General features: G+C 38.8%; 15 protein-coding genes and 1 pseudogene. 6 read left to right on the forward strand and 10 right to left on the reverse strand.

The window, feature by feature from the left end; all coding sequences use genetic code 11:
* Positions 1-59 precede the first annotated feature (59 nt).
* Genes GQR47_RS15435 through GQR47_RS15445 form a run of 3 tightly spaced genes read left to right on the forward strand, consistent with a single transcriptional unit; the run spans position 60 to position 2,571 of the window.
* Positions 60-890: a DUF692 domain-containing protein gene (locus GQR47_RS15435; protein ID WP_154903261.1), complete on the forward strand. Its 831-nt coding sequence runs from the start codon at positions 60-62 to the stop codon at positions 888-890.
* Entirely contained in the window at positions 887-1,660 is a 774-nt protein-coding gene (locus tag GQR47_RS15440) for a DNA-binding domain-containing protein (RefSeq protein WP_024595108.1), read from the forward strand. The genes GQR47_RS15435 and GQR47_RS15440 overlap by 4 nt, the downstream gene beginning before the upstream one ends.
* 41 nt (positions 1,661-1,701) lie before the next feature.
* Positions 1,702-2,571, forward strand: a complete 870-nt coding sequence (locus GQR47_RS15445) for a DMT family transporter (protein ID WP_024595107.1) — start codon at positions 1,702-1,704, stop codon at positions 2,569-2,571.
* Positions 2,572-2,577: 6 nt separating this feature from the next.
* Here GQR47_RS15445 and GQR47_RS15450 read toward each other — a convergent pair whose 3' ends face one another.
* The 7 genes from GQR47_RS15450 to GQR47_RS15480 form a co-directional block, all read right to left on the reverse strand.
* Entirely contained in the window at positions 2,578-3,276 is a 699-nt protein-coding gene (locus tag GQR47_RS15450) for a M15 family metallopeptidase (protein WP_024595106.1), read from the reverse strand.
* Positions 3,276-4,406 (reverse strand): succinyl-diaminopimelate desuccinylase, encoded by a 1,131-nt coding sequence (dapE, locus tag GQR47_RS15455; RefSeq protein WP_154903259.1) that lies wholly within the window; start codon positions 4,404-4,406, stop codon positions 3,276-3,278. Before dapE ends, GQR47_RS15450 begins: the two co-directional genes overlap by 1 nt.
* On the reverse strand, positions 4,403-4,750 hold the full coding sequence (locus tag GQR47_RS15460; protein WP_154903257.1) for an ArsC family reductase: 348 nt from the start codon (positions 4,748-4,750) through the stop codon (positions 4,403-4,405). The genes dapE and GQR47_RS15460 overlap by 4 nt, the downstream gene beginning before the upstream one ends.
* Positions 4,751-4,754: 4 nt before the next feature.
* Entirely contained in the window at positions 4,755-5,252 is a 498-nt protein-coding gene (locus GQR47_RS15465; RefSeq protein WP_154903255.1) for a PTS glucose transporter subunit IIA, read from the reverse strand.
* 3 nt (positions 5,253-5,255) lie between these two features.
* Positions 5,256-5,642 carry an ACT domain-containing protein gene (locus GQR47_RS15470; RefSeq protein ID WP_002959696.1) on the reverse strand — a complete coding sequence of 129 codons (387 nt, stop codon included), beginning with the start codon at positions 5,640-5,642 and terminating at the stop codon, positions 5,256-5,258.
* Between the two features lie 227 nt (positions 5,643-5,869).
* On the reverse strand, positions 5,870-8,029 hold the full coding sequence (gene pta / locus GQR47_RS15475; RefSeq protein ID WP_002959697.1) for a phosphate acetyltransferase: 2,160 nt from the start codon (positions 8,027-8,029) through the stop codon (positions 5,870-5,872).
* 1 nt (position 8,030) lies between these two features.
* Positions 8,031-9,245, reverse strand: coding sequence for an acetate kinase (locus GQR47_RS15480; protein ID WP_154903254.1), 1,215 nt, complete (start codon positions 9,243-9,245; stop codon positions 8,031-8,033).
* Between the two features lie 282 nt (positions 9,246-9,527).
* Between GQR47_RS15480 and yfbV the strand changes: the two genes are divergently transcribed.
* The gene (gene yfbV, locus GQR47_RS15485; RefSeq protein WP_024596543.1) at positions 9,528-9,974 is read left to right on the forward strand and encodes a terminus macrodomain insulation protein YfbV; all 447 of its coding nucleotides are present in this window, start codon (positions 9,528-9,530) and stop codon (positions 9,972-9,974) included.
* Here yfbV and GQR47_RS15490 read toward each other — a convergent pair.
* Genes GQR47_RS15490 through xthA form a run of 3 tightly spaced genes read right to left on the reverse strand, consistent with a single transcriptional unit; the run spans position 9,971 to position 12,242 of the window.
* Positions 9,971-10,786: a putative RNA methyltransferase gene (locus GQR47_RS15490; RefSeq protein WP_154903252.1), complete on the reverse strand. Its 816-nt coding sequence runs from the start codon at positions 10,784-10,786 to the stop codon at positions 9,971-9,973. The genes yfbV and GQR47_RS15490 overlap by 4 nt on opposite strands.
* Entirely contained in the window at positions 10,783-11,430 is a 648-nt protein-coding gene (locus GQR47_RS15495; RefSeq protein ID WP_154903250.1) for an energy-coupling factor ABC transporter permease, read from the reverse strand. The genes GQR47_RS15490 and GQR47_RS15495 overlap by 4 nt, the downstream gene beginning before the upstream one ends.
* A gap of 5 nt (positions 11,431-11,435) precedes the next feature.
* Complete coding sequence (xthA, locus tag GQR47_RS15500) at positions 11,436-12,242, reverse strand: exodeoxyribonuclease III (protein ID WP_154903248.1); 807 nt, start codon at positions 12,240-12,242, stop codon at positions 11,436-11,438.
* A 240-nt stretch (positions 12,243-12,482) separates the two neighbouring features.
* On the opposite strand from xthA, the gene GQR47_RS15505 reads away from it, so the two are divergent.
* Entirely contained in the window at positions 12,483-12,914 is a 432-nt protein-coding gene (locus GQR47_RS15505) for an exonuclease III (RefSeq protein ID WP_154903246.1), read from the forward strand.
* Between the two features lie 227 nt (positions 12,915-13,141).
* Positions 13,142-13,258 (forward strand): annotated as a pseudogene (locus GQR47_RS15510) (EF-hand domain-containing protein); the annotation flags it as partial.
* Positions 13,259-13,347 lie beyond the last annotated feature (89 nt).

The raw sequence follows: 13,347 nt of genomic DNA on the forward strand, positions 1-13,347 counted from the left end.
CGAACGCATAAAATAAGCTTGAACGATGTGTTTATTATTCAGGCTTATTAAGGAAGTTTATGACAAATCGTTTTTTAGGTTTTGGTTTAGGACTAAGAGCCCCGCATTTTGAGCAAATTATTGCAGATAAACCAGCTGTAGATTGGTTTGAAATTATTTCAGAAAACTATTTTGTAGCCGGTGGAAAACCTTGGCATTATTTAAATAAAATAAGAGCAGATTATCCGATTGTTATGCATGGGGTATCAATGTCGATTGGTAGTATTGACCCTATTGATAAGGACTACTTAAATCAGTTAAAAAACACAATTGCGAGGGTTGAGCCGCATTGGGTGTCTGATCATTTATGTTTTACCCAAGTGGGCGGTATTAATAGCCACGATTTACTACCAATGCCTTACACCTCAGAGGCGCTTGATCATTTAGCAAATAAAATTTCGCAAGTTCAGGACTACCTAGGGCGCGAAATGATTTTTGAAAATGTATCGAGCTATTTAACCTATAACGATTCACAAATGAGTGAGTGGGAATTCTTAGCGCAATTACATAAGCAAACAGGCTGTAAGTTTTTAATGGATGTAAATAATGTTTATGTAAGTGCGCGTAATCACGACTTTAATGCAATGGATTATTTATCAGCTATTCCGAGTACAGCTATTGCACAAATTCACTTAGCAGGACATCAAGACTTTGGTACGCATATTATAGATACGCACGATGAAGATGTTCCCGATGCGGTATGGGACTTATATGCTCAGTATGCAAAAACATTAAATCCGGTAAGTACCATGATTGAACGCGATGATAATATTGGCTCCCTTGATGATTTAATTACTGAGCTTGAGCATGCCAAAGCGCTAGTGAAACCGTTTTGGGATATAAGGTCATGAGTGGTTTAGCAAAGCTGCAACAACAGTTTATGGATTTACTGCAAGGAGAAAGTTCGGATATTAGCGAGCAAATTGCGCAGCAAGGGCAGTTAAATACACAACAGCGACTCTCTATTTATCAAAGCGCTTATAAAATTCGCTTAAGAGCCGTGATTGAGCAAGATCACGAACAGTTGGGCATTTACTTAGGTGATGATTTATTTGAGATGATGGTTGATGGTTATTTAGCTTTATATCCTTCAACTCATACGTCACTACGAATTTTTGCAGAGAAGCTACCAGATTATTTAGCCGCTAATACTCCTTTTAGTGATTACCCCATACTTGCAGATATAGCAAAATTTGAACGACTATTACTAAGTACTTTTGATGCAAGCGATAAAACATTACTTAATGTATCAGAGCTTGAAAGTATTGAACCTCAGCAATGGCCAACTTTACTATTAAAATTACATCCAAGTGTTCAGTTAGTTGTGTTTAATACGTTGGCGGTTGAAAGTTGGCAGGCAATAAAACAAAAGCAAACACCGCCAGAGCCAAGAGTCTCAGAACCTCGCTTTTGGGTTGTAGCACGTGATGCTCAAAGGCGTACACAATATTTAAGCGTTGATGCACAAGAATACCGCTTACTGAGTTTATTAAAACAAAACACACCCTTTGCACAGTTATGTCAATCCTGTTTAAATGAACTCCCAGGCGAGAAAATCGCTGGGTTTTTAATTACTAAAATTAATCAATGGCTTGAACGTGGTTGGTTAATTAGCGAGTGAGTTAAAACAATATAGTTATTTTTCGTTGCGAAGGAATTTTTTTGAAAGCCACCATATACACATTAATTGCTTTAATTGCGTTTGCCGCAAATTCTCTTTTTTGCAGAATGGCCTTAGCAGAAGGTTATATAGATGCTTGGAACTTTACTGTTATTCGCTTACTTAGCGGGGCTGCATGTTTGGGCATTATAATGGCTATTTATACCCATAATTTAAAACGTAAAGGCACATTCAATCCCGCTATTTTAAGTGACAGAGGAAGCTGGCGAAGCAGTATTAGCCTGCTTGTTTACGCGCTTTGTTTTTCGATTGCCTACGTAGAGCTAGATACCGGTACCGGTGCACTAATTTTATTTTCTGCTGTGCAACTTACTATGATTGGCTGGGGTATTTATCAAAAAGAGCAATTAAGCGTACTCCAGTGGTGTGCATTTATAGTGGCGTTATCTGGTTTTGTATATTTAATGCTGCCATCTGCAGCGGTGCCTTCATTATTAGGTGCATCACTTATGGCACTCAGTGGTGTGGCATGGGGTATTTACAGTATTCGCGGTAAAGTGTGCGTATCGCCACTGCGTACTACTGGGTTTAACTTTATAAGAAGCTTAGTTGCTATCCCTGTTTTATTACTTGTAGGTATGAGTTATTTAAAAAATATGAGTATTGAAGGGGTGTTACTTGCGTGTGCCTCAGGGGCAATAGCGTCTGGAGTTGGTTATAGTGTTTGGTATGTAGCAATGCCACTACTTAAAAGTACCCAAGCTGCGGTTGTGCAACTTTGTGTGCCGGTACTTGCTGCCATTGCTGGTGTTATGTTTTTATCAGAGCAGGTAACAATTGAGTTTATAGTAGCAAGCTCGTTAATATTAGGGGCCGTGCTGGTGTTTATTTTAAATAAAAAGAAGGCTTAATAAAACCTAACCTTCTTTTAGGTGTGGGCTTACGTTTGTTACAAAGCGTTTATAAATAGCAGGTAAGTTATCAAGTATTGCCTGCTTACCCTGTAGTTCACTGTTTTTTATGCATTCAAAAAGTACTTGCTCGCTAAGTTTATTCACTAATAATTGTGATTGCTTAATATGGCTTATATGCCAAAGCTCAGGTGCTACGCCACCTAAATCATGCTGGTAAGGGCGATAAAAACCAAATTTAACTAAGTTAGTATCAAGCCAATTACTTAAAGGTGCAAACGGCCCACCTTGCAGGTATTCATCAGGTGTTAGCTGTAGCTTATAATCATCACTGACCGCAGCTTTATCAAACACATCTAAGTCAGTCCCTAAATGGTGTCTGCTTGCGCCAGGTAGTGCAGAGTAGAGCATTATTGCTATGCATTTATCTACATCATTTAATTTAGTTAAATTTACAACCTTTTGTTGTTTATTATAAACAGGTCGAATACCTAAAAACTTATTATTCCAAATAATTGACTGGCGTTCAAAGTCGCGAAAACTTGAGGCAATAGTAAGATCAAATCCCGCTTTTTGAGCTGCACTTTGCAGCGCTAAAAAGTCGCTAATAATAGCGCTGTGCAAGCGATGATTTTGTATGTCAGTTAAATGTGTATCACTTTGCCCTGTGATACACATTATCGATGTTGGTTTAGTTACATCCATTATGCTAAAAGTTGCTCTAGTATTTGCTCGTAAATGTCGGTAAGGGCTATTAAATCATCGGTACTTACGCATTCATCTACTTTATGAATAGTTTCGTTACGTGGGCCAAGTTCAATTACTTTAGCACCTGTTTGTGCAATAAAGCGACCATCTGATGTGCCGCCGGTAGTTTCTAGGTTTGTGGTTAAACCGGTTACTGATTTAATCGCTTTTACTGTGGCATCAACAAGTGGGCCGTGCTCGGTAATAAAAGGTAAGCCATTTACTATCCAGCTTAATTCATAATTTAAGTTATGCTTTTGTAGTATGTCATTTACACGTTGTTGTAATTGCTCATGTGTTACTTGCGTGCTAAATCTAAAGTTAAACTGTACTTCTAGCTCACCCGGGATCACGTTGCCTGCACCTGTGCCGCCATTAATATTTGAAATTTGAAAGCTGGTAGCAGGGAAGTATTCATTTCCGTTATCCCACACCGTTTGGCTAAGCTCAGTAAGGGCAGGGGTTGCTAGGTGAATTGGGTTTTGTGCTAAATGTGGATAGGCGACATGCCCTTGTACACCCTTAACGGTTAAAAAAGCGGTAAGTGAACCTCTGCGGCCATTTTTAACAACATCACCTAATACATCTCGTGATGAAGGCTCGCCTACTAGGCACATATCAATTTTTTCACCGCGCGCCTCTAGCGTATCAATTACACGGGTAGTCCCGTTTATAAACGGGCCTTCTTCGTCAGAGGTTATTAAAAAAGAAATTGAGCCTTTATGATCTGGATGTTTAGTAACAAACCGCTCGGTTGCAACAAGCATTGCAGCTAACGAGCCTTTCATATCGGCAGCGCCGCGCCCATGTAATAAACCGTCTTTTATTAATCCTGAAAACGGCGGGTGTTGCCAATTTTTTTCAGGGCCTGTTGGCACAACATCAGTGTGGCCTGCAAAACAAAAGTGCGGTGATTGTGTGCCTTTTCGAGCCCATGTATTTAATGTGTCGGTAAAAAATAATGACTCAATATTAAAACCAACCGCAGCAAGGCGGTCGTTCATCATCTGTTGGCAGCCAGCATCCTCGGGCGTTACTGACTCACGTTGTATTAGTGCTTGGGCGAGTGCAATTACATCATCTTTCATGATTTAAATATCTCATCGTATTGAGCTGCTTTAAAACCTAAATGGTAACTGCCATTGTTAATAAGTACTGGGCGTTTGATCATTGCAGGTTGGTCAACTAACAATGGGATAGCACTTTCTTTAGTCAAACTCTGTTTTTGCTCATCAGTTAGTGCGCGATAAGTTGTGCCACGTTTATTAACAAGCTGTTCCCAATCGAGTTTATCTGCAAAATCACTTACCATTTGCTCATTTACGCCATCTTTGCGGTAATCATGAAACGTAAATTCGATGTTGTTGTCGGCTAAGTATTTTTTTGCTTTTTTTATCGTGTCGCAATTGCTAATACCGTATAGAGTGATCATAAATTTAGTTCTTCTTAATAATAGTTAATAAGGTATCTACATCCGCATTTACATGCGAATGTGAGTAATGAAATGTGCCGAGATTATGGCCGTTAAGTAAGATTAAACTGGCCAGCATAGGCGTTTCTAGTTCGCGTAAATCAAAATAAGCGAGGCGCTGGCCTTTACTTATTTCACTACCATTTAATTGTGCAATATGAGTATGTGTAATTGATTGCGAACCGGTAATAGTTAAGTTGATTAAAACTTTTAAACCATTTTTAGCCTGTAAAATAAACTCAGTACCTGCGTTTTTTACTTGTAATAACGTGCCATCAAACGGCGCTAAAATTTTGTGGCTACTGAGCTTTACAGTAATACCAGGACCGAGAATACCAAACCTAAAAATAGGCTCGGGGTGTTCTTGAAGCGGTATTACTTTACCTGTAAATGGGCTTGTAATAAGGATGGCATTGCGGGGCGTTTTATTGAGTGCTAGATATTCAATTGTTTGTGCTTTCATATGCTATTGGGCCACCACGTTGTAACCATCTTTTTTTAAGGCATTAAGTGCTAGTGAGGCCGTTTGCTTTTTTACTAAAATATAATCGGTATCGTAGGTTGAGATTGAAAAAATAGAAATTTTAGCGCGTGCTAATACACCCGATATATTAGCCATTATTCCGGTCAGCGAAAAACCAAGTGGGCCAACCACCTCAAGTGCTTGCCAATCAGATTCGGTATCTAAACTCTCTATTTCAAAGCTACTAGGGCAAACGATAGATAGTTCATCCTGGGTTTTAGATATAAAAAATAAAGGAAGCTTTAGTAGCGCCGCAGGTATATCGGCGTCAACATCTAAACTGTGAATAGATAAAACCGTGCTGTGTAATTGTAATGTTTGTTTTGACATTAAACGCCTGCGATACAGCATTATTGATAGCTTTATAGTATAGATTATTGCCTTCAAGTTAAAGGTGTAAGCGTGACTAAAATGAGCATTTGGAAGTGGGTTTTAATAGAGATTAAAAACTTACCCACAATTTCTGTGGATAAGTATGGGGGTTGCAGGGTATAAATAGCCTAACTAGTTAATTATTAAATAAATAATAGCTAGGCTATAAAAAGCACACGTTGTGTTTAATGTGCTATTAGCGCTTCTGCTTGGGCTGCCTGAATTGCAGTTAAGGCGATTGTATACACAATATCATCAACTAATGCACCACGGCTCAAGTCGTTTACGGGTTTGCGCATACCTTGAAGCATAGGGCCGATACTTATTAAGTCGGCACTGCGTTGTACTGCTTTATATGTTGTATTACCTGTATTTAAATCTGGGAATATAAATACAGTCGCTTTACCAGCTACAGGGCTGTTAGGTGCTTTTTTAAGTGCTACATTTTCCATTATAGCGGCATCGTATTGTAGTGGGCCGTCGATAATTAAATCAGGACGTTTTTGTTTTGCTATTTTTGTGGCTTCACGTACCTTTTCAACATCGGCACCCGTACCTGATGTACCCGTGCTATAGCTTATCATTGCTACACGTGGCTCTATGCCAAATGCAGCTGCAGAGTCGGCAGATTGAATCGCTATATCAGCAAGTTGTTCAGCATTAGGGTCGGGGTTTATAGCACAGTCGCCGTAAACTAACACTTGATCAGGTAGCAGCATAAAAAATACGGATGATACTAGTGATGATCCTGGCGCTGTTTTAATTAACTGCAGGGGCGGGCGAATTGTATTGGCAGTGGTATTTACCGCGCCCGATACTAAACCATCTACTTTACCTTGCTCAAGCATCATTGTGCCAAGTACGACGTTATCTTGTAGTTGCTCTTGTGCTACTACAGCAGTTAGGCCTTTGCTTTTACGAATTTCGACCATAGGCGCAATATAATCATTTATAATACTTTTTGGCTCGATGATACTTACATGTTCGTTTAGCTCAATACCTTGCTGCTGTGCAATACGCATTATTTCTTCGCGATCGCCAAGCAATATAGTTTTAGCAATGCCACGTTGACCACAAATAGCAGCCGCTTTAATTGTACGAGGTTCATTCCCTTCTGGTAATACTACGGTTTTATCTGCTTTACGTGCTTTATCGGTTAATAAATAACGAAATGCAGGTGGTGATAACTTACGCGTTTTGCCTACACTTTGAGCTAGAGTATCGAGCCAGCTTGAATTGATATGTTCTGCGTTGTGATCTTTTACTTTTTCAATGCGTTGGTCATCATCATTTGGTACTTCCATATTAAAGTTATGCAGTAATAGTGATGTGCGCCATGTGTCGGCATCGGTTGCGAGTATTGGTAAACCGGTTTGCATGGCTTGTTCACACAAAGCCATAATGCGTGGCTCTGGCTCAAAGCCACCGGTGAGTAATATAGCGCCAAGTTTAGTGCCGTTCATAGCAGATAAACACGCAGCAACAAGTATGTCTGAGCGATCGCCTGGTGTTACTAATAAAGCCCCTGGCGTAAAATAATTTAAAATATTAGAAACCGTACGAGCACAAAAAGTAATACGACGCAGGCGACGATGAAGCATATCGCCTTCGTTAATTATTGTTGCTTTCAAATACGCGCTTAAGTCTTTTACGCGTGGCGCTACTAAGTCAAAATCCCACGGGATTGCGCCAAGCAACATAAACGGATTTTTTTTAAAAATAGGTAAAGACGCTAAACGATTTAACTCGTTTTCAAGCTCTTCGGGTTTGTAAGCGTCGACTAAATCGGCGCGTGCCCGGCCTTCTTCATCAAGTGGCGCATTTACTTTATTAAAAATACAGCCCAGTACACGAGGATGATCGATTCCACCGTAATTACCTGCTGCAATTTCTAAGCGGTCTTCTATTTGAGTAATGGTGTAATTACCAGGGGTAAGTACAAATACAATTTCAGCGCCGAGTGTTTGCGCAATTTCGCGGTTTACACGCCCAGCATAAGGTTGGCGACGAGTAGGCACCATACCTTCAATAATAGCGACTTCATCGTCGTTTATTTTACTTTCAAAGCGTTCAACAATTTCCTCTAGTAGATCATCACCTTTACCGTCGCCAATCATTTGCTCAGCATAATCAAGAGCAAAAGGGGTGGGTGGGTTAATAGGTGAACCTTGAGTGACTATTTGTGTTGATTTTTCAGGACCTGTTTCGCCTGAACGAGGCTGAGCGATGGGTTTAAAAAAGTTAACTTTAACTGTTTTTTGCTCAAGAGCGCGAACTAAACCAACTGATACCGACGTTAAACCCACACCGGTAGACACAGGAATTAACATAATACGACGTGCCATATTAAAGCTCCTTTACGATGTTAGCGGCATCAAGTGCAATAACCCACTCTTCGTTGGTCGGCATTACTACCACTTTGGGTGAAGTATTGGCTGAACTAATAATACCTTGATTACCAAAACGTGCATCAAGATTGCTCTTCTGGTCACAACTGAACCCTAAAAAAGCTAATTGATTAATGACATTTTCACGTATGATATCGGAGTTTTCGCCAATGCCGCCAGTGAATATAAGTGCATCTAAACGTTGTAATGGTACCATGTAAGCTGCAATTTGTTTGGCTAGTCGGTAGCAAAAAATATCCAGCGCTAAACGTGCCTGTTTATGTCCGGCAACAGCGGCTTCTTCAATCGTTCGGCAATCGTTAGAGAGTTCGCTAATACCTAGTAGGCCGCTTTCTTGGTTTAATAAATTATCTATTTGCTGAGCGTTGTAACTAAGCTGTGTGGTTAAAAAATTAAATAAACCGGGGTCAATATCTCCACTGCGAGTACCCATAACAATACCAGCCAATGGCGTTAAACCCATACTGGTATCAACACTTTTACCATTTTTTATTGCAGTAACAGAGCAGCCATTACCTAAATGAGCACTAATGAAATTACTCTTCTCTATAGGCTGATTTAATAATTTAGCAGTTTGTCCTGCTACATAGTAATGACTTGTGCCGTGCATACCATAGCGTCTTACACCGTAGCCTGTATAAAGCTTATAGGGTAGGGCGTAAAGGTAGGCAACTTCATCCATAGTTTGATGAAATGCTGTGTCAAATACTGCTACTTGCGGTAAACCTATAAATGAAGCTTGTGCAGATGAAATACCTAACAAGTTCGCATGACCATGTAGCGGCGCTAAAGAAGACGCTTTAGTAATACCGTTAATTACATCTTCATCAATTAAGACTGACCTTGTGAAATGCTCTCCGCCATGAACAACACGGTGCCCAACAGCAATAAGGTGCTCATCAAGGTTATGATCCTTTATTAAGCTTACAAGCGTATTTATAGCCTCAGCATGTGCTTGATTAGCCGCTAAGTCGATAACCGTCTTAGTTCCATTAAATTTGTATTTAATGGAGGGGGCTTTGGCGCCCAAGCGTTCAGCAAGGCCTGATATAATTTCGTGACCGTCGTTTGCATCAATAATGGCAAACTTTAAACTAGAGCTACCACAGTTTAAAACTAAAACATGTTGGGATTCAGGGGCGGTTGTTGGCATAGATTCAATTTCCATAAACAAATTTAGTAAGTGAACGTTAATACGTGATAGTTACACTTACGGTATTAAATAAAGCTAAAACAATTAAATGTTCAACTGCAAAGTGGTTAACTCAATGTTAAATATTTTACCTTATTTATGATGTTTAAGTTAGGATTGTTCGCCATTAAAGGGGAAATTTAAGCTCTTTTACTGAGAAAGTGTAACTCCCTCATTTTGTGTTACACTTTGGTATAGCTCGTTTTCTATTGTATTTAAAAGCAGTATCTGTGAGGAGTCATGATGCAAAAAAGTGTGATGTCACAACTACAAACAGGCCGTTTGTATGGTAAAAAATGGCCAATGCGTAAAGAGCTTGCGCCTTTGTTTTTAGAGTTTAGAGTGATTAGAGCGACTGAGCTTGCCATTACAGTAATGCCAATCTTGGCTATGCTAACGTTGTTTTTTCAGCTTAATTACTTAGGTTCTGATTTTTTACCGCAAGCTATTGCGAGTGCATTATTTTTTATATCGTTACCTTTACAAGGTTTATTTTGGTTAGGTAAACGAGCGCAAACGCCTTTAGATCCTGCGATGCAAAAATGGTACAACGAGCTGTACACTAAAATGGCGGCTAATGGATATCAAACGCAGTTAAGTGAGAACAAGCCCCGTTATATGGAGCTTGCTAACTTACTTAAAGATATGTTTGAAAAAATGGATAGAGCATTTACTAAAGAGCAGTTTTAGCGGGTTATACCATCATCTATTTTGGTAAACTGAGTAATATAAAATGATAAGGTGACATTGTGTTCACCTTTTTGTTCGAGTGCTGTCCAGTGCTCGGGTCTAAATTTCCATGCAAATGGCGTCATCATTATTAAGTTTTTAATATCAGTAAAGCTAAGCGCTACATGCTCTGTTAAAAGAGTCTGTTCTGCTTTTTGAAACCCTTTTGGCGTGGCTATTTCAGTATGTTCGTTTACTTCTGAATATATATACGATTTTAGCTCTTTTAAATGATAAGGGCCTGGGCTTGCTACTACTAATGTTGCGTTTTTATTAGCAAGACGTTCAATCTCTTCCTCAAACAAAGGTGCAAATACGCTAATAAGTACATCAGCAAATTGACTTTTAAAAGGCGCTTGGCTAATTGATGCAACACTAAAATAGCAATTAGGGTAGCGCTTTGCCGCATATTTCACGGCAGATTTTGAAATATCGACGCCGTACACTATAGCGTCTGTTTTACTTGCTATTGCTTGGGTATAAAACCCTTCACCGCATCCTAAATCTATAACCGTATTCGCACTTATTCGACCGACTAAATCGCTAAGATTTTGTTGTAAAAAGCGGTAGTATCCACGCTCTAAAAATGCGCGTCTAGCTTGTACCATTTCAAGGGAGTCGCCTGGTTGTTTTGAATTTTTTTGTTGCACAGGCAGTAAATTAACATACCCTTCTTTTGCAAAATCAAAGCTGTGGTTATTAGCACAACGAAGTGTTGAATCAGCTTTCAAAAGTGCGAGGTTACATAGCGGGCATTGATATTGTAGACTCATGAGTCTAGGTAGTCCTTATCGTAAAAAGTTTTTACCCAATGCGGGCGATAGGTGATCATAATTGTTATAGCCATGCCGTTGAGCATTGCTTCAGGAAACCAAATTATGGCACTTAAATAAACGTAGTTATCTGCAAGTTCTTGCCAATTGTATTGCCCTATAGCTAAGTAAAATAAAGCACCTAGGCCTATTTTTATACAGGCTATAAATCCTGCGGTTATAAACGCACAAACAAATATATAAACAAAAAAATGACGAGGTAAATATTGGTAACTAATTATAAAGCCAAGGTAGCTTAGTAAAATAGGAATAAACGCACCAATAAACAGTTGTACTGGTAACAGCTCAAGTTCAATTTGACCAAAGGGAGCGAGTAGCGCTGTGGCAAGTAAGCTACTTAAAATAGTCAATCGCCAGCCTAAAATTAATGTAGCAGCCGTAACACCTAGGATGTGTAAATCAAGGCCAGTTAAAATGCCAGCCTTTATTCGCCAAAGCACTGCAAACACTAACGCACATGCAAGAACTCCAGTTTGACGGGCTGGCGTATTAAGCAATGTTTTATATGTTTTTTTATCAAAGCTTAGTAGGGCAATAATAATTACAAGGGCCCAAAGTAGCCCTTGTATTGTTATGCTGAGCATAGTAATTACTTAAATGTTGACCATATAGGGGCATGATCTGAGGGTTTTTCAATACCGCGCAGTTCGTAGTCAATACCAGTATCTATACAGCGTGCTGCAAGCTCATTAGTTGCAAGTACTACATCTATTCGAAGCCCTCGGTTATCTACAAACCCTTTAGAGCGATAGTCAAACCACGAATATTGATCGTCTGTTTCTGGGTTTTGTTCTCTAAAGGTGTCTTTAAAGCCCCAATTAAGTAATGTTACAAGCCATTCACGCTCTACCAGTTGGAAAGAACATTTACCCGTTTTTAACCAACGCTTTGCATTAACTTCGCCAATACCAATATCTAAATCGGTGGGTGATATGTTGATATCGCCCATAACAATGACGTCTTGATCGGGGGTGTGGTTGGTTTCAAGGTGTGTCATTAAATCTTTATAAAATTGTCGTTTATAAGGGAATTTAGTTTCGTGATTAATATTATCACCTTGTGGGAAATAGCCATTCATGACTGTAAGGTCGCGACCGTTATCTTGTTCAACAGTGACGCTTATCATGCGTTTTTGCGATTCCTCTGTATCGGTAGCAAAGCCTTTTAAGACCGATTTAGGCTCTTTTTTGCATAACATAGCTACGCCATAATGGGCTTTTTGGCCATGAAAGTAGACGTGATATCCCATTTTTTGTACATCTTCTAGTGGGAATGCTTCGTCATGAACTTTAATCTCTTGCAAGCCAATAACGTCTGGTTGATGTTTGTCGATAATTGCTTGTAATTGGTGGAGACGAGCACGCAGACCATTGATATTGAAAGAAATCACTTTCATAAAATTTACCTTAAAATTGGATCTATTTAATGAATTAAATTGTATCAGTAAATACGCGTACATAACATGACTGAAATGAGAAAATAGCTGCACAAATGTTGATCAATTGGTGAGTAAAGTTTAAACATTGTAAATGCAGTATTAATTTTTTAAATAAATAAAAAATTCAATTGAACTTAACTTTATTGAATATATAATGCGCGAAATACACTTGTTTAGCTCGTTCAAATAGGATCTCTCATGAAAACACAACTACTTTTAGCTACTGCTTTATTAGCATCTGCAACTGCTTCAGCACAAAGCAATACTTACTTCAGTCAAGATAATAAAATTGAGTCTAAGTTATGTGTACTAAGCGCAAACGAAGGCTTTAGTGTTGCTCGTAAAGAAGCTGCTCAGCACGGTGTTTACTTATCTCGTTTTTCTAAAAGCATTTTATGTAATGGTGAAGATATTCGCGATATTGCTAAAAAAACGGCATTAAGCAACGCATCAGTTGAGAAAGTAGAAGTATTTGCAAAAGATGCTCAACAAGAAACTCAATTATGTATGACGGCTTTAAAACAAGGTTTAGCACCTGTTCGCCAAAAAATTGGTAACTTAAACTCATTAAAATGTAATGGTCAAAACGTTACTGAGTTTGTTAAACGCTACCAAAACGCAGCAATCTAATTATTAGCTGAACTATATAACTAAAATTGAGATACCTGGTTTTTTACCGGGTATTTTTTTGCAAAAATTACAAGGTTGTTTGCAAAGCTTGCAAGCTTAACTTGTTGAAACTGTTCAATAAATGCACCAACCAAGATTAAGTTGTTGATTCTTATAAGTTAACTATTATTGGCATTGGATTTGTATTAGTTAAAGTGACATTTAATTAATTACGAAGGATACGTCTTATGAAAAAGTTAACATTAGCAGCCACTATTTTAGCATCATTAAGCCTAGCGGCTTGTTCATCTAATCAAGGTCTTGAAAAAATAGACAGTGACTTTGCAAGTTTAGATAATGACAGCTGCGTAATACCATGATGCCGATCGCTCAATACCATTCAAGCCGATCACTTTTTTGTCTGTCAGTAGACCTCAGTAAAATCTAACTTGAG

The sequence above is a fragment of the Pseudoalteromonas sp. Z1A2 genome (assembly GCF_011378755.1).
In the GTDB taxonomy this organism is placed as follows: Bacteria; Pseudomonadota; Gammaproteobacteria; order Enterobacterales; family Alteromonadaceae; genus Pseudoalteromonas; species Pseudoalteromonas distincta.

Bases quoted from the DNA above. Each gene is read 5' to 3' on its own strand.
- GQR47_RS15435 (WP_154903261.1), top strand. From the start codon at position 60: ATGACAAATCGTTTTTTAGGTTTTGGTTTAGGACTAAGAGCCCCGCAT.
- GQR47_RS15440 (WP_024595108.1), top strand. From the start codon at position 887: ATGAGTGGTTTAGCAAAGCTGCAACAACAGTTTATGGATTTACTGCAA.
- GQR47_RS15450 (WP_024595106.1), bottom strand. From the start codon at position 3,276: ATGGATGTAACTAAACCAACATCGATAATGTGTATCACAGGGCAAAGT.
- dapE (WP_154903259.1), bottom strand. From the start codon at position 4,406: ATGAAAGATGATGTAATTGCACTCGCCCAAGCACTAATACAACGTGAG.
- GQR47_RS15460 (WP_154903257.1), bottom strand. From the start codon at position 4,750: ATGATCACTCTATACGGTATTAGCAATTGCGACACGATAAAAAAAGCA.
- GQR47_RS15465 (WP_154903255.1), bottom strand. From the start codon at position 5,252: ATGAAAGCACAAACAATTGAATATCTAGCACTCAATAAAACGCCCCGC.
- GQR47_RS15470 (WP_002959696.1), bottom strand. From the start codon at position 5,642: ATGTCAAAACAAACATTACAATTACACAGCACGGTTTTATCTATTCAC.
- pta (WP_002959697.1), bottom strand. From the start codon at position 8,029: ATGGCACGTCGTATTATGTTAATTCCTGTGTCTACCGGTGTGGGTTTA.
- GQR47_RS15480 (WP_154903254.1), bottom strand. From the start codon at position 9,245: ATGCCAACAACCGCCCCTGAATCCCAACATGTTTTAGTTTTAAACTGT.
- yfbV (WP_024596543.1), top strand. From the start codon at position 9,528: ATGCAAAAAAGTGTGATGTCACAACTACAAACAGGCCGTTTGTATGGT.
- GQR47_RS15490 (WP_154903252.1), bottom strand. From the start codon at position 10,786: ATGAGTCTACAATATCAATGCCCGCTATGTAACCTCGCACTTTTGAAA.
- GQR47_RS15495 (WP_154903250.1), bottom strand. From the start codon at position 11,430: ATGCTCAGCATAACAATACAAGGGCTACTTTGGGCCCTTGTAATTATT.
- xthA (WP_154903248.1), bottom strand. From the start codon at position 12,242: ATGAAAGTGATTTCTTTCAATATCAATGGTCTGCGTGCTCGTCTCCAC.
- GQR47_RS15505 (WP_154903246.1), top strand. From the start codon at position 12,483: ATGAAAACACAACTACTTTTAGCTACTGCTTTATTAGCATCTGCAACT.